Origin of the sequence: uncultured Corynebacterium sp. (assembly GCF_945649885.1) — a bacterium.
In the GTDB taxonomy this organism is placed as follows: domain Bacteria; phylum Actinomycetota; class Actinomycetes; order Mycobacteriales; family Mycobacteriaceae; genus Corynebacterium.
The window spans coordinates 1-20,842 of sequence record NZ_CALZFS010000019.1 but is presented as its reverse complement, the minus strand read 5'-3'; the positions used below and the strand labels follow the sequence as shown (position 1 = coordinate 20,842).

The 20,842-nt window shown below is 58.8% G+C and carries 18 protein-coding genes and 1 riboswitch; of the genes, 6 read left to right on the top strand and 12 right to left on the bottom strand.

The window, feature by feature from the left end; translation table 11 throughout:
* Positions 1-87 precede the first annotated feature (87 nt).
* On the top strand, positions 88-795 hold the full coding sequence (locus tag Q0M74_RS03615) for a DUF2254 family protein (RefSeq protein WP_293951684.1): 708 nt from the start codon (positions 88-90) through the stop codon (positions 793-795).
* Positions 796-829: 34 nt separating this feature from the next.
* Here the strand turns inward: Q0M74_RS03615 and Q0M74_RS03610 are convergent, their stop codons facing one another.
* The 3 genes from Q0M74_RS03610 to Q0M74_RS03600 form a co-directional block, all read right to left on the bottom strand.
* Positions 830-1,582 (bottom strand): hypothetical protein, encoded by a 753-nt coding sequence (locus tag Q0M74_RS03610; protein WP_293951683.1) that lies wholly within the window; start codon positions 1,580-1,582, stop codon positions 830-832.
* Positions 1,583-1,728: 146 nt separating this feature from the next.
* Positions 1,729-1,938 (bottom strand): heavy-metal-associated domain-containing protein, encoded by a 210-nt coding sequence (locus tag Q0M74_RS03605; protein ID WP_293951682.1) that lies wholly within the window; start codon positions 1,936-1,938, stop codon positions 1,729-1,731.
* 83 nt (positions 1,939-2,021) lie between these two features.
* Positions 2,022-2,678, bottom strand: a complete 657-nt coding sequence (locus tag Q0M74_RS03600; protein ID WP_366087776.1) for a helix-turn-helix domain-containing protein — start codon at positions 2,676-2,678, stop codon at positions 2,022-2,024.
* Positions 2,679-3,029: 351 nt separating this feature from the next.
* Between Q0M74_RS03600 and Q0M74_RS03595 the strand changes: the two genes are divergently transcribed.
* A complete protein-coding gene (locus tag Q0M74_RS03595) occupies positions 3,030-3,695 on the top strand; it encodes an isochorismatase family protein (RefSeq protein ID WP_366087774.1) in 666 nt (221 codons plus the stop codon).
* A gap of 22 nt (positions 3,696-3,717) precedes the next feature.
* Here the strand turns inward: Q0M74_RS03595 and Q0M74_RS03590 are convergent, their stop codons facing one another.
* A complete protein-coding gene (locus Q0M74_RS03590) occupies positions 3,718-4,863 on the bottom strand; it encodes an aromatic acid exporter family protein (RefSeq protein ID WP_293951681.1) in 1,146 nt (381 codons plus the stop codon).
* Positions 4,864-5,046: 183 nt separating this feature from the next.
* Here Q0M74_RS03590 and Q0M74_RS03585 point away from each other — a divergent pair, with 183 nt between their 5' ends.
* On the top strand, positions 5,047-6,039 hold the full coding sequence (locus Q0M74_RS03585) for a RimK family alpha-L-glutamate ligase (RefSeq protein ID WP_293951680.1): 993 nt from the start codon (positions 5,047-5,049) through the stop codon (positions 6,037-6,039).
* 86 nt (positions 6,040-6,125) lie between these two features.
* Here Q0M74_RS03585 and Q0M74_RS03580 read toward each other — a convergent pair whose 3' ends face one another.
* The 4 genes from Q0M74_RS03580 to Q0M74_RS03565 form a co-directional block, all read right to left on the bottom strand.
* A complete protein-coding gene (locus Q0M74_RS03580) occupies positions 6,126-8,231 on the bottom strand; it encodes a catalase (protein WP_293951679.1) in 2,106 nt (701 codons plus the stop codon).
* A gap of 248 nt (positions 8,232-8,479) precedes the next feature.
* Complete coding sequence (gene mgtE / locus Q0M74_RS03575) at positions 8,480-9,853, bottom strand: magnesium transporter (protein WP_293951678.1); 1,374 nt, start codon at positions 9,851-9,853, stop codon at positions 8,480-8,482.
* Positions 9,854-9,972: 119 nt separating this feature from the next.
* The gene (locus Q0M74_RS03570) at positions 9,973-11,118 is read right to left on the bottom strand and encodes a magnesium and cobalt transport protein CorA (protein ID WP_293951677.1); all 1,146 of its coding nucleotides are present in this window, start codon (positions 11,116-11,118) and stop codon (positions 9,973-9,975) included.
* A gap of 85 nt (positions 11,119-11,203) precedes the next feature.
* Entirely contained in the window at positions 11,204-12,667 is a 1,464-nt protein-coding gene (locus Q0M74_RS03565) for an aldehyde dehydrogenase family protein (protein WP_293951676.1), read from the bottom strand.
* Between the two features lie 265 nt (positions 12,668-12,932).
* On the opposite strand from Q0M74_RS03565, the gene Q0M74_RS03560 reads away from it, so the two are divergent.
* On the top strand, positions 12,933-14,222 hold the full coding sequence (locus Q0M74_RS03560) for a chloride channel protein (protein ID WP_293951675.1): 1,290 nt from the start codon (positions 12,933-12,935) through the stop codon (positions 14,220-14,222).
* Between the two features lie 62 nt (positions 14,223-14,284).
* Here Q0M74_RS03560 and Q0M74_RS03555 read toward each other — a convergent pair whose 3' ends face one another.
* Both Q0M74_RS03555 and pnuC read right to left on the bottom strand, forming a co-directional pair.
* Positions 14,285-14,896 carry an NAD(P)-dependent oxidoreductase gene (locus Q0M74_RS03555; RefSeq protein WP_293951674.1) on the bottom strand — a complete coding sequence of 204 codons (612 nt, stop codon included), beginning with the start codon at positions 14,894-14,896 and terminating at the stop codon, positions 14,285-14,287.
* Positions 14,897-14,987: 91 nt separating this feature from the next.
* Positions 14,988-15,683 carry a nicotinamide riboside transporter PnuC gene (pnuC, locus tag Q0M74_RS03550; RefSeq protein WP_293951673.1) on the bottom strand — a complete coding sequence of 232 codons (696 nt, stop codon included), beginning with the start codon at positions 15,681-15,683 and terminating at the stop codon, positions 14,988-14,990.
* Between the two features lie 101 nt (positions 15,684-15,784).
* A riboswitch (FMN riboswitch) is annotated at positions 15,785-15,950 on the bottom strand.
* A 260-nt stretch (positions 15,951-16,210) separates the two neighbouring features.
* Between pnuC and Q0M74_RS03545 the strand changes: the two genes are divergently transcribed.
* Positions 16,211-17,662: a PhoH family protein gene (locus tag Q0M74_RS03545; protein WP_293951672.1), complete on the top strand. Its 1,452-nt coding sequence runs from the start codon at positions 16,211-16,213 to the stop codon at positions 17,660-17,662.
* A gap of 73 nt (positions 17,663-17,735) precedes the next feature.
* Here the strand turns inward: Q0M74_RS03545 and Q0M74_RS03540 are convergent, their stop codons facing one another.
* Positions 17,736-18,650, bottom strand: coding sequence for an NAD(P)-dependent oxidoreductase (locus Q0M74_RS03540; protein ID WP_293951671.1), 915 nt, complete (start codon positions 18,648-18,650; stop codon positions 17,736-17,738).
* A gap of 59 nt (positions 18,651-18,709) precedes the next feature.
* Complete coding sequence (locus tag Q0M74_RS03535) at positions 18,710-20,062, bottom strand: HNH endonuclease signature motif containing protein (protein WP_293951670.1); 1,353 nt, start codon at positions 20,060-20,062, stop codon at positions 18,710-18,712.
* 202 nt (positions 20,063-20,264) lie between these two features.
* On the opposite strand from Q0M74_RS03535, the gene Q0M74_RS03530 reads away from it, so the two are divergent.
* Positions 20,265-20,696, top strand: a complete 432-nt coding sequence (locus Q0M74_RS03530; protein ID WP_293951669.1) for a hypothetical protein — start codon at positions 20,265-20,267, stop codon at positions 20,694-20,696.
* Positions 20,697-20,842: the final 146 nt, after the last annotated feature.

Here is a 20,842-nt window from a genome sequence, read left to right as displayed (position 1 = left end):
CACCGAGCCTGTGAAAGGACAGGACCGCCGGCCGATGTGCCCGTGCTGAATTCTCCTTAACGTCAAGGACATAAGAAAGGCACACACATGATTAAAGCTGCGTCCCTGACAAAGCACTACGGCAACAAGATCGCTGTCGACTCCCTTGATTTCACGGTCGAACCAGGCCGGGTCACAGGATTCCTCGGACCCAACGGTGCGGGAAAATCCACCACCATGAGAATGATCCTCGGCCTGGACCGCCCCACAAGTGGATCTGTCACGGTCAATGGTCGCCCCTACACAGAACACCGGGCACCACTGTGTGAAGTGGGCGCACTGCTGGATGCCCGTGCCATGCTCCAGGACACCGACTTCGCCATCCGCCAACTGGTGGATATCGGCCTGCGTGCCTTGAGCCCCGCCGTCCATGATCCGACCACCGCCATTGAGGTGATCCTGCGCCTGGGTAGTCTCCTGCGCACCGTTCTCACCACGCCACTTGCACCCGATGCTCTGCAGGACCACAACGATTGTGTGGTGGTGCAACCGTGGAACCTCTCGCACGAGGAATACATCATCCATGCCTTTGACCAGCTGCGCATGGCCTGCTGTGACCAGACGGAGGTCATCAGCACCATACTGCGGGTGTTGCGCATGCTGGAGGACCATGTTGATCCGGAGCTCATTCCCGTCCTGGCACGCCAGCGCCGCCTGCTGCTGGAATCACTCAACCCCGACATGCACCCGGAAGACCGCGCGCGCCTGCGTGCCCTGGCAACGCATGAGGTGGACCCGGCTGACCACAGCCGCTAGAGAGCTTGTCGACGCCCTCCATAAGCGGAAATATTCACACCGTATGGGGGAAGATGCGCCGACCATCGTGTACATGCTCCCACCGCAGTGGATCATCTGCGATGGTCACCATCAGCTTGGCCTTGTCATCCAGTCCGTCCGCCTGCTCATATTCCTCCGCGGTCTGGGTGTCATCCACGAAGACAAAATAGGGATAGTCCAGGCAGTCATCATTTATCTGCCTCAACTGTCTGACCCATTTTCCACCATCGCCGCGTTGTTCCTGTGGATCGGTGGGCAGATACCGACCGAGATCGCGGGGGATGGTGTATTCCATGTCGGCGATATGCTCCCGGGAGCCGGCGATGTCGAATTCCTCGGCCAGCTGCAGGGCATAGTGGGCCTCAGCCACGGCCTGGGAGAGAGTGGAGTTGCGTCGGGCTGCGATGCTGAGACTCTCCACCAGCTGCTTTAATAACAGCACCCGACGAGTGAGGTCGATATTGGCACGGTTCTCACCCAGGGCGTCGATCATCGTGTGGGCGAAAGCCAGCTCCACGTAATACTGCACCGCGCTCACCGGACCATCAGCATGCTCCAGCATGTCGGGAGCCTGGAGATGATGATGGTGGAGCTGGCAGAAGGTGGTCACCGACTCCCGTAATTTCTCGGTGAAGATCATATGGGGCATGTTGAATTCTGCACCGTCGTGGGGATGGACCTCGATGTAGACCATGACCGTGGCATCAGGAAGGTCATAGGCAATAGAAATTTCAGTATCAAAGGATTCTTCATCCTCAGCGCTCATGGTGATCCTTCCAGCAGTAGGGGTGGGATGAAATAAGCATGCCCTATGGGGTGGACAGTGCATGGTGGATATGGCGAGAAGATGTTCGAAAAAGAAATATCCAGCCTTCCCACCTGCAGAAGGGGGAGGCTGGATAGTAGGGAGGCCTAGTGCTTGACGGTGTAGCCGATCTCCTCGATGACCGCGATGACCTGCTCGTCGGTGAAGTTCTCACCGGTGACTGTGACCTGGCCGGTTTCATGGGAGGCTTCCACGTTGGTGATGCCGCTGATCTCGCTGACTTCTTCCTTGACGGATAGTTCGCAGTGGCCGCAGGTCATACCCTCGACGGTGTAGTTCTTGAGCTGTGTTGCCATGAGAATGATTTCCTTTGTGTTGAGGTTGCTTATGCCCTGATGGTATACCCCCCGCGGGTATGGGTCAATCACTTTTCTCATGTTCAGTGGAAGCGCTGACGATAGGAAGTCGGCGTGGTGGAAAATGCTGAAATGAAGTTCTGACGGAATGTCACCACACTGGAGAAACCACAGGCTTTCGCGATATCTGAAATGGAATCCTGGGTGCTCTCCCTGAGGGTCCGGGCATGATTCAGCCGGTTCTGGGCGAGCCATCTACCGGGCGTGGTGCCGGTGAGATCCGTGAACACCCTGGTGAAATTCCGTGCGCTCATATGAGCTTTCTCCGCCATCAACGTCACCGTTATTGATTGATCAAGGTTCTCCAGAGTCCGGTCGATCATCTCGCTGACCGGCCCGGCCACCGGTAGGGGTCGTTCGATGTACTGTGCCTGATCGCCCTCACGGTGGGGAGCGATCACCAATTTCCGGGCCACCGCTGTGGTGGCCTGCGAACCCAACCGCTCCCGGACCAGATGCAGGCGGGCATCCAACCCGGAGGCGGTTCCTACCGAGGTCAACATATCCCCATGGTCGATATAAAGTGCTTTTGCATCCACCCGGACCTGGGGATGGGAGTGGCGTAATTCTTCGGCAGCCACCCGATGGGTCACCACTGACCATCCATCCACGATGCCACTGGCGGACACCGGGAATGTTCCCAGACACAGGCCCACGATGATGGTTCCCCGTTCATGCATCTGCCTGATCTGGTGGATATGAGTCCGGGATCGGCAGCAGGCAGGGAAGTGGGCTAGGAGGGGAAGATGATGATGATGTCAGCATCCTGGAGGATCTCGGGGCCATGAATGTCTCCGAGGAGTATGCCCTCGGCGGTATGCACCGGGGCACCGGTGGTTGACCACACCTTGGTGGATCAGCGCTGTCCGATATCAAGCTCAGCAACCTCCGAGAACACCAGAAGCGGAACGGAGAGGTGAAACATCGGGATCGTGTCAAAGGCGTGAACGGCAATGTTCATATCTGTCTGTTTTCCATCGAAGATGTGTATAAAAGACACTCACGTTAATCACTGCAGGTGGGGCAGGCTAATGACATCGCATCATCCACTTCTTGAAAAGGGCATCATGTCTGAGCCACGCAGAGCACTCATCCTTGTTGATCCCCAGAACGAATATTTCGGTGGTCCCCTGGAGATCTGGTACCCGCCCCGTGATCAGACGCTGGCCACCATCGTTGAAGCCATCACCATCGCTAATGACAACAACATCGCTGTTGCGGCGATCCGCCATGAATTACCTGCAGGCACCCCGATCTTTGCTACTGGTTCCGCTGGTGCGGAACTCCATCCTGAGATTGCCACCTTGGCAAAGCCGGAAGGGCGACAGGAATCCAAGATTTATGCCAGCGTCTTCGATGGCACCAACCTGGAAGCATGGCTGCGTGCACAGGATGTGGACACCATCACGCTTGTTGGTTTCATGCGCAACAACTGTGTGATCGGCTCTGCCGTGGGTGCTGAACCACCAGGCCTGAAGGTGGAAGTTCTCTCCAATGCAACCGGTGCCATCAACATCTCCAATGCCGCTGGAGAGGTTGATGGGAAAACACTGCACACCACACTGATGGCCATGCTCAACTCCAACCTCGCCGCAGTGACCGATGTTGCCGACTGGGGCCAGGCTGTTGCAGACAAGGCTGCTCTTCAAGGCAGCAACCTCATTGAATCCGCACTGAACGCCCGCGCAGGGGCCTGAGAATGTGCCTGGGGGTAGGTTCTCAGAGCACCTGCTCCCGGCGTGCGGCATTCACATCATCTACCAGTGCCACGATATGTCGCAGAGAAGTGATCAGGGAACCATAGACCGGCCAGAGTTTCCGGGGCAGGTCCCTGTCCTCAGACATGGTGTGGGCCAGATCATCCAGCCGTTTACGTAACTGCTCAGAGTCCATCGCCACCTCATTGTCTGGAGGTTCGGTGATGGTCTGGCCGGTATCCCGCGCGATGGCTGCCCACTGTTCACGGAACTTCTCATCCCAGGAGCCATCCGCATAGGTGGAAGTGTGCAGGATGGTGGTGATGGAACGCAGGTTGGACACCCCACTTTTAGCCTGATCCAACAGGTCCTCCCAGTCTGGGGCATCCACCGGTTTACGGACACCTTTTCCCTTATGCAGGTGCATGCGCTGGCGGGGGTTGATGCGCCTGCTTTCACGCGCGAAACGCACCGTCGACCAGGCGGAATTAAGCTCAGAATCCACCGCCTCAATCTGGTTGATCCATTCTTGGGCACGTTCGGTGTTCCAGGAGGTGGAGACCTCCGTGCCCATCTCTTCCAGCACCTCACCCATGCGTCGGGTGATGTTATTGATGTAATTGGAGGCCTGCCGGTCCCGCAGTGGTGGCATAACCAGCATGTTCACCAGAACACCGATGAATATACCCATGAGGATCTCCAGCATGCGTTCACCGAAGTCGCGGGACTGTTCGGTGAAGCCGTCACTCAGCAGGAAGATCGCGGTGGTCGCCACCGTGATGCCTTCCTCCCGGATCCATTTGATGCGTGCGATGGCCAGGCCGATGAGCAGAGCCAGGGCATAGGTCCACACCGTCACCCCGAGATAGTGACCAACCAGGAAGGTCACGGCAATGCCCAGTACGGAGGCAATCGTGGACTGCGCGCCCCGCGACAGTGTTCGGTAAGCCGTGGCCTGAATGGTCAGCAGTGCCGTCCACGGGGCCAGGAAGGGGAAGGAGGTATTGAGGAAATTCACTGAGATCCACCACGCCAGGGTCGTAGCGAAAATGGTCTTGACCACCTGGATTGCCCCGGTCTGGAACTCCGGACGTGTGATTCTGTCCATAAAGGATGTGCGGAGTTTCTTCATGCGGGTGGTCGGGGGAGCATTACTGGTTGATGCCACGTCGTGGCTCCTCACGTGGTTGAAGGATTGAGGTAAGTGTAATGAGCGGGGATGCGCACTGTCTGGGGATCAGCTGTCCATCAGCTAAAAACGTGTAAGTTTAACTGCATGTATTGCTGGTTGTGAGAAAGGCTTTTCTCGGCTTCCTGGCACCAGAACCCCCACAGAAAGGCCGATCATCTCATGCTGAGCAGTCTTGACGACCCCCTAGACACTGACCGCCCCCTGGTGGTGTTTCTAGGTAATGATATCGATGAGGAAGACCACGATATGCTCTTTCCTGCTCTGCGGGAACGTGGCGTGGCCGTGGTACGCGTGCATCCCACAGAGCTGGTGGTGACCATGGGCAAGGGTGGAATTACATTTTCCGTGGCTGGGCAGCGGCTTGAACCCGACCTGGTCGTGGGATGGGTTTTAGATGAACTCCTGATCCCGGGCATGGCGCACCTGGATGTCTTTGCCCGCGCCGGGATACCGGTGATCAATGATGCGGTCACGCTCTTCCGTGCACAGAACAAATACCTGGATAGCTCCATGCTCAGCCTCGGTGGAACGCTGGGTTATCCAGTGCTCACGGGACGCTCCCCGGAAGCGCTGGAAACTTGGATCCGGGGCTTGGACGGTCCCGCCGTGATTAAACCCCTGGTGGGTTTTGGTGGCCGCGGACTGCGCAAAATCGACGGAGAAGTGGAATTACAAGAATTCCTCACCGAGCTCCGCCGCGATGGCGGCGCCTATTATGCCGTGCCCTGGGTGAACAACCCCGGCCGCGATATCCGCGTCTACACCATCAACCACCAGCCGGTATTCGCCATGTACCGCTACGCCCCACCCGGACAATGGATCACCAATGTCCGTGCCGGCGGTGGCATCGCAATGTGTCCGTTAAATGACAAAATTTCAGACCTTGCGCACCGGGCCTCCAAGGCCGCGGGCACACTCATTGGTGGTGTGGATATCGGTGAGAATGTGGACACCGGTGAACTGGTGGTTTATGAGGTCAATTCCTGCCCCACCTGCGAACCACCTGCCCTGGAGGCTTTGGCAGATTTCCTCGCCCTGGCCGTGCGCGACCTGGACCATGCTCGCGTTACCTGGTTACCCACCCGTGTCTATGAGGAGTTGGATACGGATCCGGCGTTGTTCCATGCCAGTAAACACGGTGTGATCATATGATTCGACCTCCGGCAGCTAGAAGGTGAATGACAAAAAGTGACCGCCATTTACACGACGGTCACTTCTGTCATTTCCTTTATGGAAGGTTAAGCCCAGACGCGGTGACCTTCCAGCAGTGGAGTCAGCTCAGTGAGGGCATCCTCTGGGGTGCGGACGGTGACCACACCGGCGGTATCGGTGATGTTCTCCAATGCGCCCAGGTCAGCACCATCGACAATCGCCAGCGCCTTGCCGTGGCGCACCATCTCAGAGAGCAACACATTCACCTCCGGGCTGTCTGGTGTCGCCACCACCACGGCGGCATCAAATTCCACGGAACGCACGGTGACATAGGTGCGGGAAACCGGCAGATCTGCACCCAGGGTGCCACCGGAGGTGGAGGTCACCAGTGGCACCATGCCGGCTTTCTCGATGGCCTTGGTCAGGGCTTCCACCTGGTCAATCTGCTCGCTGGCAAGTTTATCGGTGACCAGGATGCCGACCTGTCGGCCGTCGATGGGCCAGGTCTTGCCCACCTGGGACAATGCCGGGCTGGGGGTGACGTCGGCAAGCTTCAACTTCTCTGGTTCGGGTAGTCCCAGGCCTGCGGCCACGGTGCTGGCCAGGTCATGATCCACCTGTGCCAGATTGTTCACCATGCGCTGTTTGATGGTTTTTTCATAGCATTTGCCCAGCTCGAAGGTGAGTGCATGGGCCATGTGCTCCTGCTCCACAGGGGCCAGGCTGGTGTAGAAGAGGCGAGCCTGGGTGAAGTGGTCTGCAAAGCTGACCGGGTTGGCGCGGGTGATTTCGCCGTGGACGGGTACGGGGACGTCGATAAGCGCACCGTTGTCCGTGGTGGTGGGGAAGGGATTGCCACCATCCAGGGAATTCGGCTGATAAGGGGCCACACCGGTGTGCTGACCCTGCTGATACATACCATCGCGGAACATGTCATTAACCGGTGCGTGTGGGCGGTTGATCGGGAGCTGCGCGAAATTCGGCCCACCTAGACGGCTGATCTGGGTATCCAGATAGGAAAACAGGCGGCCCTGCAGCAGGGGATCCGCGGTGACATCAATGCCCGGTGGGAGGTGACCAGGATGGAAAGCCACCTGCTCAGTCTCCTCAAAGTAGTTTGAGGGATTCTTGTTCAAAATCATGGTGCCCACGATCTGTACCGGGACGAGTTCCTCCGGCACGATCTTGGTGGGATCCAGCAGATCAATGCCCTCAAACATCTGATCTTCCGTGTCAGGGAAGACCTGCACACCCAGATCCCATTCCGGGAAGGCACCGGATTCAATGGCATCAGCCAGATCACGACGGTGGAAATCAGGATCCACACCACCGGAGATCTGCGCCTCCTCCCACACCAGGGAATGCACACCCAACTTCGGCTTCCAGTGGAATTTCACCAAACTGGTCTCACCCTCAGCATTGATCATGCGGAAGGTGTGAATACCAAAACCCTCCATCATGCGCAGGGAACGTGGAATACCACGATCCGACATATTCCATAAGGTGTGGTGGGTGGCCTCAGTGTGCAGGGACACGAAATCCCAGAAGGTGTCATGGGCGCTCTGGGCCTGCGGGATCTCACGATCCGGATGTGGCTTACCGGCATGGATGATGTCCGGGAACTTGATGCCATCCTGAATGAAGAACACCGGCATGTTGTTACCCACCAGATCCCAGGTGCCCTCATCGGTGTAGAGCTTCACCGCGAATCCGCGGGTGTCACGCACCGTATCTGCTGAACCACGCGAACCCAGGACCGTGGAGAAACGTGCGAACACCGGTGTCTCCTTGCCCTGGGCGAACACACCCGCGCTGGACAGGGAGACGGCCGCACCATTACCCACGAACACACCATGGGCACCAGCACCGCGGGCATGAACCACACGCTCAGGGATCCGCTCATGATCAAAATGGGTGATCTTCTCACGGAAATGATGATCCTGCATGAGCAAGGGACCACGTTCACCCGCACGCAGGGAATGATCAGTGTTGCTCAGCCGCGCACCCTGGGCGGTGGTGAGATATTCACCCTGCTGGGCATTGGTCTCCGGGCTGATGTGCATCGGACAACCAGTCGGGGAGTGCGGTGCTGCCGTGGTTTGATCGTCTTTGGGTGGCAGCGGTGGGACAGGCTTGGTCGGTTCATTGACCTCCGGGGTGCCAGATGATGGGGTTCCTGGATTTGCTGACATTGCAGCCTCCTGTGGCAGATAGTTAGCTTGATGGAGCTGGGTGGAAACCTGACTACTCGTATATCCCCTCCATGGGAAAGGGGGAGTCCGTGTTCTCGCTTAACTTTCTTTCGCAACACCGGTTCGTGATATCAATAATTTCGAATGCGTTGCAGTGTGACCCATCGTACATAAAACTGACCCCCGTGCCTGCGGGTAGTTTTCAGCCACACAGTCGACGGGGGTCAGAGAGCAGAGCAGTCAGAGACCTAAATTCCCAACACCGCCGTAGCGATCAGGAAGTAGATCACCAGACCGACCGCATCCACAAAGGTCGTGATGAACGGGTTGGAGAACACCGCTGGATCCGCACCCACAGCCTTGGCCACAATCGGCATGATCCCACCGACCATCGCGGCCAGGGTGCACACCACAAACAGGGTGGAACCCAACACCAGGCCTATGGAGGCTCCATAGAGGATTCCCAGCAGTACCCCGAAGAGAGCGCCGAGTAGCGCACCGAGGATCAGACCCACCCTGGTTTCACGCCACATCACGGCCATGACATCACGTTTTCGCACATCACCCAGGGCCAGTGACCGTGTGACGGTGGTGGCGGCCTGGTTGCCGGTGTTGCCGCCGGTGCCGGTGATCAGTGGGATGAACAAGCTGAGCACCACCGCGGCTGCCAGGGCATCTTCAAAGGCATCGAGCACACTGACAGTCAGCAGTGCCGAGACCGCCAACACACCCAGCCACACGATGCGGGAACGCACCAGGCGCCACACCGGGGTGGTCAGATAAGGCTGCTGCAAAGGCTCAGAAGCGCCGGAGCGGGCAGTGTCCTCATTGTCGGCATCTTCAATGATGTCCACCGCATCATCAATAGACAGCAATCCCACCAGACGTGTGGACTCATCCACCACCGGCAATGCGAGCAGACTGAGTGCCCGGAACCACCGGGCAGTTTCCTCATCGGCGTCGCTGGTGTGCGCGTAGACCGGAGTGTCCATCAGCGTGGACACACGCTCATCATCCGCGGCCATCAACAGGCGCCGCAGACTTGTCACACCCACCAGTTTCCGGTCATCCCTGATCACCGGCACCGTGTAGATCGTCTCCACACGATCATTCTGCTCCCTGAGCGCCTCCAAGGCCTCCGCGGCGGTGGCCTCCACGCTCACCATCGGCACCTCCGGCGACATGTGCCTGCCTATGGAACCCCTGGGGTAACCCAGCACCACGCTGGTCGCACCATGATCCGAGGGCTCCAAGCTACGCATGAGCCTCTCGACGATCTCCGCCGGTAACTCATCAAGCAGAGACACACGGTCATCAGGTCCCAGGGCGGCGAAGAAGGCAGCCAGCGAATCATCGCTCAGTGCATCAACCAGATCTGCCTGGTGTGGAGCATCCAGTGCTTCAAACGCAAAGATGGAATCCTGACGAGGCAACAGTCGCAGCACCAGGGCCGCACGTACCGGAGTCAGACGCTCCAGAAGACTGATGACATCCTTTAATGGAATTGTCTCCAGCAGTTCAGAGAGCATCCCGGCGCGTTCCGGGGCGAGATCAGTGCCGGCCCGCAGCATCTGCTCGAGCTTGCTGATTGCTTCATCTATCCGCTGTGCGTGCGCCGACATCGTGTTCCACACTCCTTCTTTTTCTTCCTATAGGCAGAATATCCCACCATGCACCGCAGTGAGCTGGGCGGGCAAGGGGGCGTCCATAGAGGAATGGTGGGGCGTCGATAAGCGTGGTGCTACATCCACTTACTATGTTTGAACACCCAGTACAGCAGCACTGCCAGGGCCAACATGGCCAACATGGCTGCGGGATAACCGAAGGCCCAGTGCAGCTCCGGCATGTTGTCAAAGTTCATTCCATATATGGAACCGATCAGGGTCGGGGCGAAGAGGATCGCGGCCCAACCGGAGATCTTCTTCATGTCCTCATTCTGGCGTTCGGCGACGAGTGTGGCGTTGACGCTGAGGATCTGGGAGAGTGATTCGCGGTATTCGGCCACGCGGCTGTTGCCGCGGGTGAGGTGGTCGGCGACATCCTCGAGGTAGGCGCGTAGTTCCTCAGGCACCCCGTTGCGGATGAAGTCTTTCTGCAGGCGTTGTACCACCTCCATGACGGATGTGGTGGTGTGCTGCATGTCGATGATCTCCTGGCTCAGACGGTAAATACGCTGTGCAACCGCGACGTCACCACTGAATACCTGGCGTTCAATCTGCTCCTGGTCAATGGCGATCCCGCGCAACACCGGGGCATAGCCGTCGACGATGGCGTCGACAAGCTGGTAGGCGACCGCGCGCGGACCGAGCTTGAGCAGCTCCTCATCAGCGAGCAGGGTGCGCACCCGACGATCAAATTTCCGCCCCTCAGCTTCCTCAAACTGGGAGGCTGCGGTGCCATCAATCCACTGATTGTCCTGGCATAACACCACCACCGCGTTATCCTTCATCACGATGTGAAATTCTGCGAATTCGACCTCTTCGGTCTCATCGATATAGCGTGCCGAACGCACCGCCAGGAACACCACATCCCCATAACGATCCAGCTTGGGGCGCTGCTGGCCCACGATCATGTCCTCCACGATCATCGGGTGCAGGTCCCATGCCTCCGCCAACTCCTGGATCGCACCGCGCGTGGGCGCCGGGTACAGCGACATCACCATCCGGTTGGAGGCGGCATCAGCAAAGGCCAGGCCATCGGCGATCGTGGCACCCAGGGGCGGTTTCTCCGCCACCCCGTCGGTGACCCAGCGGGTTAGGGGGGCAGTTTCGGAACTGGGCGGCTGGGTGCCGGGACGCAGCGGGGCAGGAGCGTATCGACGGCGCCGAATATCCCTGCGTCGTGCCAGTCCACTCCCGTTGTCGCTACCGTCGTTCCTCTTCTGCATGCCACCCTATCGCCCTTGACTGTTGTTGCCACAGTGCAGCACCTTGCAGTCACTTGTGTCCCACCAGTATCGCTTATGGAGGGGACTAGATCGGGTAGGCGTCAGTACCTTCAGTCACACCGATCCAATGATCAGTGGTGAACTCCTCAATCGCCCACTCACCATTGAAACGGCCCAGCCCGGAGTTCTTCTCACCACCGAACATCACATGGGCCTCATCATTGACGGTGATGTCATTGACATGGGTCATGCCGGCCTTCACACCACGGGCGAAGTTGATGCCACGCTGCAGATCAGTGGTGAATACCGCAGAAGACAGGCCGAACTCCGTGTCATTGGCAAGCTCCAGGGCATGTGCCTCATCATCAGCCCTGATGATGCCGATGACCGGCCCGAAGATCTCCTCCTGGAACAACTCCATTTCCGCTGTGACATCAGCAAACACATGCGGGGCAATGACACGACCCTCGACCGGGCCGGCCACCACCTCGCGCGCACCCTGCTCACGGGCCAGTTTGATCTTGCCGGTGATGGATTCCACCTGGGAATCATTGATGATGGGGCCGATGATGGTGGCATCATCAAGCTGGTCTCCATAAGGGATTTTCTTCACACGTTCGGCATAGGCCTTAATGAACTGGTCATAGACCGGGGCTTGCACGATGATGCGGTTGATCGACATGCAGATCTGTCCCTGGTGCAGGAACTTGCCCATGGAGGCGGCGGCGACGGCTTTGTTCAGATCGGCGTCGTCAAGCACCACCAGCGGGGCGTTGCCACCGAGCTCGAGTGCGACCTTCTTGATGTGCTGCCCGCCCGTGGCGGTGGCACCCACCTGCTTGCCCACCGGGGTGGAACCGGTGAAGGAGATCAGGCGTGGGGTTTCATGTTCCACGAAGTGATCGCCGATCTCCGAACCGGCACCAATGACCACATTCAACAGACCCCGCGGCAAGCCGGCCTCCTCAAACAGATGCGCCAACAACGTGCCACCCACAATCGGTGTATCCGATGCCGGCTTGAGCACCACACCATTGCCACAGGCCAGCGCCGGCGCCACCGAACGCATCGACAATGCGAAGGGGAAATTCCACGGACTGATCACACCCACGACACCCAGCGGCTCCCGGAACACATAATTGGTCTTCCCCGGAGTGTTCGACGGATGGATGCTGCCCTGGATACGGGTGGGGAAGGTCGCCGACTCCCTCAGCGACGCCACCGCGATACCGACCTCAACATTCGCCTTCAACGCAGAGGAACCCGACTCCCGGCGGATCAACTCCACGATCGCGCCCCGGTTCTCCTCAATCACCTCCGCCGTTTTATTCAACAGTGACACACGCTTTACCGGAGGCAACGCCGCCCACTTCTCCTGCACCCGGGCAGAGGTGGCATAAGCCTGATCCACATCCTCTATGGATGCATTCGAAATCGTGGCGATCACCTCATCATTGAAAGGATTCACCGTGGTGGTCGACAGGTCAGAGGAACCATCAACCCAGCCATTGATGAAGATCTGGCTGCTGACAAACTTATCGGCGCTCATTTTTCACACTTTCTGTCTATGGACGATATGCCTTCATCGTGGGGGAGAGGCAGTTCCCCATAAGGGTAGTGATGAAAACACCCACGGGGTGACGGGAGTTACTTACTGGGGTGTTTGGCGGGGGCCGTCACTGCGGTGTGGGTTGGGTTGGTGTTGGGCTGCCGCTGATTTCGGTAGTGCCTCAGGTGGGGTGCCTGGCGGGCCGGGGGATATGCTTGGTGGCTGATCGCTGAGCTGTCTAGTGAGAACTTGAGGAACCAAGCAGGTGTCTGAACGAATCCCCGTGACCAGAATTCCGTTGAACCGTCTGGCAGTGGTGGCCACCATCATCGGAATTCTCACCGGACTGTTCGTTGCCGCCCTGAACTGGTCAGCCATCAGCGTGGAAAGACTTGTCTATGGGGCGGATCATCTCCACAACTCCAATCCCAGTGCGGATGTCTCCCCGCTGCGCCTGGCCATCACGATCATGGCCCTGGGCCTGGTGACGTCCTGGGCGTGGTTCATCGTGCACCGCTGGGGCCGGCGTGAAGTGTCGGTGGTAGGTGCGATGCAGGGCAAGAAGGTCCCCATTCCGGAGACGATCGCCTCAGCATTCCTGCAGGTGATCACCGTTGCCGCGGGTGCACCCGTGGGTGCAGAGAACGCCCCCCGTATCGCAGGCAGCATGGTGGGTGAGAGGTTTTCCCGCTGGTTGTCGCTGGACCTGGACGCCACACGGATCTTGGTGGCCTCCGCAGCAGGGGGCGCACTCGGTGCCAGTTTCCACCTGCCCCTGGCCGGTGTGCTCTTCGCGCTGGAAGTACTGCTGGTGGAGGCGTCGACACGCACCGTTGTCATCGCCATTGTCACCACCACCGCAGCCGTGGCCACCACCGGACTCTTCGTCCCCGTCCCCGACGTCTTCGCCACCGTGCCGCTGACCGAAAGCCCCGGCATGATGATCGCCGCCGTCATCACCGGCATCGTCGCCGGAATCGCCGGCCACTGGTTCAGCGTCTCCGCCAACTGGGCCGCCCGCCACTCACCCAAAGGCCCCGCCATCCTCTGGCAAATGCCACTCGGCTTCCTCATCATCGCCACCATCGCCTACACATACCCCACCGTCCTAGCCAACCCCAGGTGGGTTGCAGACACCCTGCTTTCCGACGCCATCCTCCTCCCCACCCTGGTGTTATTACTGGTGCTACGCGTCCTCCTTTTCCTCCTCGCCTTCCGCGTCGGCACCGTCGGCGGAAACCTCATCCCCTCCTTCGCCCTCGGCACCACCATCGGCGCCATCATCGGCACCCTCCTCCAACCACTTCTCGACGTCCCCATCGCCGCCTTCGCCCTCCTCGGTGCCGCCGCCTTCCTCTCCACCACCATGGCCGCCCCACTCTTCGGCCTCATCGCCGCCGTCGAATTCACCGACATGGAACCCCAGGGCTACCTCCCCATCTTCCTCGCCGTCGCCTCCGCCATCCTCGCCGTCCGCGTCTGGTCCGTCCTCATCAACAGCGATTTACGCGCCCTCCCCGTCACCTACGCCAGCTGGACCGGCGAAATAAAATAACCCTCCATAAGCGAAAAACACCTATGGAGGGCCACCCGATTGATCAGGAACAACTACTGATATCAGCTGCTGACCCCAAACGCCTTATGGACGGTCGCATCATCCCCAGCAACCTCCATAAGGAAAGCAGCCAGATCAGCACGAGGAATCACCCCACCCAGAAACTCCCCCTCAGCAACCTCATGAGCCCTCCAGGAGCCCAGAGCAGGGGAGTTCTTCAACCCCGTGGGACGCACAATCGTCCACTCCAAACCGGAACCCATGACCACCGCCTCCTGCTCATCATGATCGGCCAACGGCTTCGCCAACAACACCTTCATCACCTGACGCAAGGGGACCGGCAACTGCGCCCCGGAATCACCGGCCCCCAGCGACGACTGCACAATCAAACGACCCACCCCCACAGCCTGCATCGCCTCAACCACAGAACGAGTCACCGCAGCACGCGCATGCTTCACACCCTTCGCCGCACCCACCGTCACCACCACAGCATCAGCACCCGACACCGCATCCTGCACAACAGCAGAATTCATCGCATCCCCCACCACCGCAACACACCCATCCGGCACATTCCCACTACGCGACACCACCGTCACCTCATGCCCAACCTTCACCGCCGCAATCGCCAACTGTGCCCCCGTGCCCTTCGACCCGCCCACAATAGTGATCTTCACACTGAACTCTCCTCCATATAGGGTCCCCCAATCCTATCCCCACCAATGCCCTCCATAAACGATCACCAATCCTTTATGGAGGGAGGGGATATCAGCGGATCGTGGCAAATTCCCCCATAAGGGAATCGCTGGGCTGCTCCTTCTTCTGCACCCGCATCCATACGATGAAACCCCAGGTGACAAACACTCCATAGACAAGATAGAGGAAGGCGGAGGGGTAGTAGCCAGCGATCAGCAGGAGGGGGACACCGACGATGTCCACACCGATCCAGATCAGCCAGAACTCGGTCCAGCCCCGTGCCATTCCATAGGTGGCCAGCACTGAGCCAACAAAGATCCACGCATCCGCCCACGGCCCCCAGGAACCCAGGGACTGGAAAACCCAGGCACACACCAGGGTCCCCACCACCGCTGCGATGACAAGACCGGCCCGCTCGCGGTTGGAGGCCCACCGTGGGGTCACCGCTGAACCGCTACCGTCGGACTGGCCGCGGCGTCGTGAAGCAGACCACTGGTACCAGCCATAGCAACTGACGATGATGAACATCACCTGACGCCCCGCCTGCCCATAAAGGTCCAGATCCTGAGGTGTATTGAACAACCCACCCATGAAAACGGTGAACAAAAGCACATTGCCGACGATCCCGACCGGCCACGCCCACACCAGACGCCGCATCCCACCCCACGCACAGGCCAGGCCAAAAAGATTACCGATGATCTCGCGCCACAGGATGGGCACCCCACCAATCCACAAGGTGGCGTCAAGCAATTCGGTTATAGGATTCATGATCATTCCCCTTTGAAGGATGTGAGACATGTAATCCTCGGGGCTGTCATTCCGGGTTCACCAAAACAAATATGCCAAACACACAGATGCGATGATGAAACCGCGGTTCTCTTTCATCCGGACTATGACCGTCGGCTCCGGAATCTCACCGGATCTGCTGACCCACACCCTCCATAAGGAAAATGTGGCGCTCGCGGGCTTGACCACCCACATCGGGTGAATGACCTTACCGCCGGTGGGGAATCACACCCCGCCCTGAGAACAAATTCAGCATAGCTGGCTTCTATGACAAATCAACTAAATTTAAATCATTCATGACACAGTCATTCACCAGCCCACGGGATGAAATAAACCGCACAGTGGTGAAACCCCACCACATCCTCCATAAGGAAGTGCATCTGACACCGCCACCACCACCCTCACTGTATGAACACGCAGTAACCACGGAGTGAAAGCTTTCCCCAACCCCACACCGGTCCTCCATAAGGGAACTACCGTCACAGCTAAGTCGACTATGAGGAGGACTTGTGACCACCACCCATCCAGATTTCCTTGAACACAGCCAGCTTCCCTCCATAAGCGGAAAAAGCCGGTGGACATGGGAAGGGGGTGAACCGCAGCCGGCCAATAGTGCTTCCCGGGGGAGTCAACCAACCTCAATGCCTGCGGCAGAATCCTTTATGGAGACAACGGTGACGTACGTGTTGGATACCTCAGTTCTGCTGTCTGATCCTTTGTCCCTGACGAGGTTTGCGGAACATGATGTTGTGTTGCCGATTGTGGTGATCACTGAGTTGGAAGCCAAGCGCCAGCACCCTGAGCTTGGCTTTTTTGCCCGTCAGGCGCTGCGGATTTTAGATGAGTTGCGTGAGGTTCATGGTGATCTGTCGAAGCCACTGCCCATAGGGGAGGAGGGTGGGCATATTCATGTGGAGCTCAATCACCAGAACATGGAGAGCCTGCCTGCTGGTTTCCGGCTTGGTGATAATGACACCCGCATTCTGGCGGTCGCGAAGAATCTCCAGCTTGAGGGCCATGAGGTTGTGCTGGTGTCGAAGGACCTGCCGATGAGAATCAAAGCGTCGGCAAGCGGGGTGACCGCACAGGAATACCGCGCGGCACTCGCCCGCGACCGCGGCTATACCGGCATGACCACCGCGCATGTCACCGATGCCCAGCTGCAGAACATCTACGACGGCCACCAACTCTCCATAGAGGAATTGGCCCACCTGCCCATCAACCACGGATTCACCCTCAAAGCGCCTATGGGCGGTTCCGCTCTGGGCAGAATGACCGCGGCGAAAACCATTGAACTGGTCCCCGGCGACCAGCAGGTTTTCAGTATCCCCGGTCGTAGCGCGGAGCAGCGCATCGCCATCGACCTGCTTCTCGACGACTCCGTCGGCATCGTCTCCATAGGCGGCGCGGCCGGCACCGGTAAAAGCGCGCTTGCCCTGTGTGCCGCATTTGATGCCGTCATGGAACGCCGCATCCAACGCAAAATCATCGTGTTTCGCCCCATGTACGCCGTCGGCGGCCAAGAACTCGGCTACCTCCCTGGCGACCAGGATGAAAAAATGGGGCCATGGGCGCAGGCGGTCTTCGACACACTCGGATCCATGGTCAGCCAGAACATTATCGAGGAAGCTCTCTCTCGTGGCCTGCTAGAAGTGCTCCCCCTGACCCACATCCGTGGCAGATCGCTTCACGACGCCTTCGTCATCGTCGATGAAGCCCAATCCCTGGAACGCAACGTCCTACTCACCATGCTCTCGCGCATCGGCCAGAACTCACGGGTCATCCTCACCCACGACGTCGCCCAGCGCGACAACCTCCGTGTCGGGCGTTACGACGGCATCGTCTCCGTTATCGAATCCCTCAAAAACAACGAACTCTTCGCCCACATCACCCTGCAACGCTCCGAACGATCCAAGATTGCAGAGCTTGTCACCAAGGTGCTCGACGCTCCCGCACTGTAGAATCCCCTAACCAACAGCTTTCCCCTCCATAAGCAGAAAACTGTCTATGGAGGGGATAGTTGTTTATGGAGGTTTAATATCCCTTGTTCACATCCACCTCGGTGAGCATGCGTTCACCTGCGGTGAAGCGTCGATAGTTTTCTGCGATCACCGGTGCCAGGAGTGCGTCCATAGAGGAAAGGGTGTTGGCTGTGTGTGGGGTGATGATGACATTGTCACGCCCCCATAGAGGATGTCCGTCCGGAAGTGGTTCAGGATCAGTGACATCAAGACCTGCCCCGCCTATGGAGGAGGAATCAAGCGCACGCACCAGGGCATCGGTGTCCACCACTTCACCGCGTGCGACATTGACGAGATTGGCTCCGGGTTTCATGGCGGTGAACTGCTCATCGCTGAAAAGATGACGGGTGTCGGTGGTCAGGGGGACTGCCACCACCACATGGTCGGCGGCGGCCAGTGCGGTGGGTAATTCTTTTATGGAGAGGGTGGTGTCGAAAAGCTCGTTGGGTTGTCCCGTGCGGGTTACGGCAAGGGAGCGTGCGCCGAAGGGGCGGAGCATTGCTGCGATTTCCTGGCCGATTCCACCGCCGCCGATGATGGCAATGGTGGTGCCATCCAGCCAGGAGGTGGTGGTGTCGATGTCGGTGCCGGGGGACCAGGTGTCGGCCCGCACCATGGTGGGGTGCTTATGGAGCAGTCCGAGTAGGAGTGCGATAGCAGCTTCTGCCACTTGTCTTCCATAGACACCGGAGGCGTTGGACCAGCGGCGATTCGGGGTGATGTGGCCGGCGGCGAAGTAGTTGTTGATGCCGGCGCTGGGGAGCTGCACCCAACGGATATGGGGTGGGAGGTCCGGGAATTCGGTGTCGGGGGTTTGCGTGAAGACAAACCCTTCTGCCTCGCTTATGGAGGAAACGAGTGTGGCACCGGCGGTGCGTAGGGCATCGACGGTGTGTGGGTAGTCGCCGAAGCCGACGAAGATACGCATGGCGGAAACTCCTTATGGACGGTGTTGGCGCCCCACTGTAGAAGAGTTCCCCCGTGGAGCTACTGGCGGCGGATTTTCGCCCCGGCGGATCGATTTTGTCTGGCGGTGTTGTTGAGTTCGATCTGTGGGTCGGGGTTGTAGAAATTTTTCGGGGGTCGGTATCCATAGCGGCCGGTGTGGGGGTCGAGTTCGGATCGTCCGCGTGTGGGGCTGTCTATGGGGGAGTCGTTGTTGGGTTTGTGGTGGGTACGGCAGAAGATGTGCATATTTTCGATGTCGGTGTGACCACCTTGTGCCCAGGGGATGACGTGGTGGATTTCGGAGTTGATGGCTGATTGCTCGCAGCGGTGGTGGATGCATACACCTTCGGCTGCCATAAGGGCGATGCGTTGTTCGATGTTGGCGGTGCGCTGGGTGCGACCCAGGTGGAGGGGGCGGCCGGTGTCGGGGTCATGGACGATGAGGAAGTCGAATTTTGCAGCACCTATGGAAAGGATGTCCATAGGCGTGAGGTCGCAGTGGGTGTTGGTGGGAAAGCGGCTGGTGGGGGTCATGTCCTCGATATCTTTTATGGACATGCTGATGGCAAGCGTGCCGACACCATCATTGCGTTCGGTCTGCACTTCGTTATGGCGCAGTAGTAGCTGGTGGAAGGCGTCGACGCGGCGTTGCTGCAGGCCACGGGTGTCGTCTTCTGCGTCGACGGGACTTGCGTAGCCGGGATTACGGGCAGGCGCGAGGGCCGCTTCCAGCAGGGCGGAGGTCGCGGCGGGGAAGTAGGCGCGCACGAAGCAGCCGCCGTCAGCGTCGGGTTTGCCGATCACGATATGTCGCCTGCGTGCTGCGGCGTGGGGGTCTCTGTCCATAGCGGATTCGTTGAGGTTGGCGACTTCGTTGCGCACCCAGCTGCGCAGGTCCTCTACGGGGCGTGTCGACGCCTCCTTCACCGCCCTGTCCCTCAGCTCCATAGACAGATCCTGCTTATGGAGCTTTTTGATTTCACGGTCGAGAAGGTTCTGCTTTTCTGCGCTTATGGAGTGTGTGAAGAAGTAGTCCCGTCCATAGGCACGGCGGGATTCTGCATCCGGGGTGTCGGGGTCGTCGAGTGTGCCGAAGTCGCGTTTGCCTCGGCGGAAGCGGGCGAGGGCTTCGGTGGTGGAGATGTCGAGGTGTTGGGCGAGGAAGGTGGTGGGGCGGGTGGAACCGACCAGGTCGCCCGCACGGCTCTCCTGGATCACGTGCGCGAGGGCGGCGTCGAAAAGCGCTTTTTGGTTGAAGGCCTTCTCGAGGGTGACGGCGGCGTCGAGGTGGCCTTGGGTCAGGGTGGCGGTGGGTGCCGCGTCTGCGAGGAGTTGTGTGAGCGCGCCTATGGAGTAGCTGATGGTCGCGGTGAGTTCTTCTATGGAGGGCATGACTGCGATGAAAGCAGCCGCGGCCCATGCCGTGAAGTGACTCCTACCAGGATCTGTGGATAATTTTGTTTATCCACAGATTGGGTGGTTCCGGAAAAGTGGGTGGGAACCGGTTGGGGGTCATGAGCAGTCTAATGACGGGGTTGTGGTGGATTTGGGTAGGGTGGTTGGCAAGTCAACAATTCCTTTATGGAGGGGAAATATGAATATTTCTAATTTTATTCTGCGTGGTATTTCTGGCGCTTATCTGCTGCAGTCTGGTTATGGAAAGCTGGATATGCCGGTTGAGGCGGCTGCAGGTATTCAGGGTTTTGCGGCAACCGGTGTGCCGGCCATGGAGAAGATGGATGCAGATACCTTCGGTAAGTTCGTGGCGTATTCGGAGCTGGGTATCGGTGGCGCGTTGGTGGCTCCGATGGTGCCGAGCCGTCTGGCTGGTCTGGCCCTGGGTGGTTTCTCCGCTGGTCTGCTGGCGATCTACTTCCGTAACCCGGGTATGACCAAGGAAGATGGTCTGCGTCCTTCTGAGGATGGTCTGTCCTTGTCGAAGGATCTGTTCTTGGCTGCCATTGCGGGTGCGTTGGTGTTTGCTCCGACCAAGACGAAGAAGCGTACGAAGGCTAAGAAGAAGTAGGTTTTCTTCCGGCACCTTCCATAAGGAGAGAGATTCTGCTTAGCTTGTCGTTTAACCTGTGGGGTGCTTCCCGACGGGCTGGATGGGTGCTTTTTTAGTGTTTTTCCGGCCCCTGGGCCGCCCAGGGCCAGGTCGGGTAGCTTTCG

What these genes read in the sequence shown, in the direction of transcription:
- Q0M74_RS03615 (WP_293951684.1), top strand. Translation starts at nt 88, where the DNA reads ATGATTAAAGCTGCGTCCCTGACAAAGCACTACGGCAACAAGATCGCT.
- Q0M74_RS03610 (WP_293951683.1), bottom strand. Translation starts at nt 1,582, where the DNA reads ATGAGCGCTGAGGATGAAGAATCCTTTGATACTGAAATTTCTATTGCC.
- Q0M74_RS03605 (WP_293951682.1), bottom strand. Translation starts at nt 1,938, where the DNA reads ATGGCAACACAGCTCAAGAACTACACCGTCGAGGGTATGACCTGCGGC.
- Q0M74_RS03600 (WP_366087776.1), bottom strand. Translation starts at nt 2,678, where the DNA reads ATGCATGAACGGGGAACCATCATCGTGGGCCTGTGTCTGGGAACATTC.
- Q0M74_RS03595 (WP_366087774.1), top strand. Translation starts at nt 3,030, where the DNA reads ATGACATCGCATCATCCACTTCTTGAAAAGGGCATCATGTCTGAGCCA.
- Q0M74_RS03585 (WP_293951680.1), top strand. Translation starts at nt 5,047, where the DNA reads ATGCTGAGCAGTCTTGACGACCCCCTAGACACTGACCGCCCCCTGGTG.
- Q0M74_RS03580 (WP_293951679.1), bottom strand. Translation starts at nt 8,231, where the DNA reads ATGTCAGCAAATCCAGGAACCCCATCATCTGGCACCCCGGAGGTCAAT.
- mgtE (WP_293951678.1), bottom strand. Translation starts at nt 9,853, where the DNA reads ATGTCGGCGCACGCACAGCGGATAGATGAAGCAATCAGCAAGCTCGAG.
- Q0M74_RS03570 (WP_293951677.1), bottom strand. Translation starts at nt 11,118, where the DNA reads ATGCAGAAGAGGAACGACGGTAGCGACAACGGGAGTGGACTGGCACGA.
- Q0M74_RS03565 (WP_293951676.1), bottom strand. Translation starts at nt 12,667, where the DNA reads ATGAGCGCCGATAAGTTTGTCAGCAGCCAGATCTTCATCAATGGCTGG.
- pnuC (WP_293951673.1), bottom strand. Translation starts at nt 15,683, where the DNA reads ATGAATCCTATAACCGAATTGCTTGACGCCACCTTGTGGATTGGTGGG.
- Q0M74_RS03540 (WP_293951671.1), bottom strand. Translation starts at nt 18,650, where the DNA reads ATGCGTATCTTCGTCGGCTTCGGCGACTACCCACACACCGTCGATGCC.
- Q0M74_RS03535 (WP_293951670.1), bottom strand. Translation starts at nt 20,062, where the DNA reads ATGCCCTCCATAGAAGAACTCACCGCGACCATCAGCTACTCCATAGGC.
- Q0M74_RS03530 (WP_293951669.1), top strand. Translation starts at nt 20,265, where the DNA reads ATGAATATTTCTAATTTTATTCTGCGTGGTATTTCTGGCGCTTATCTG.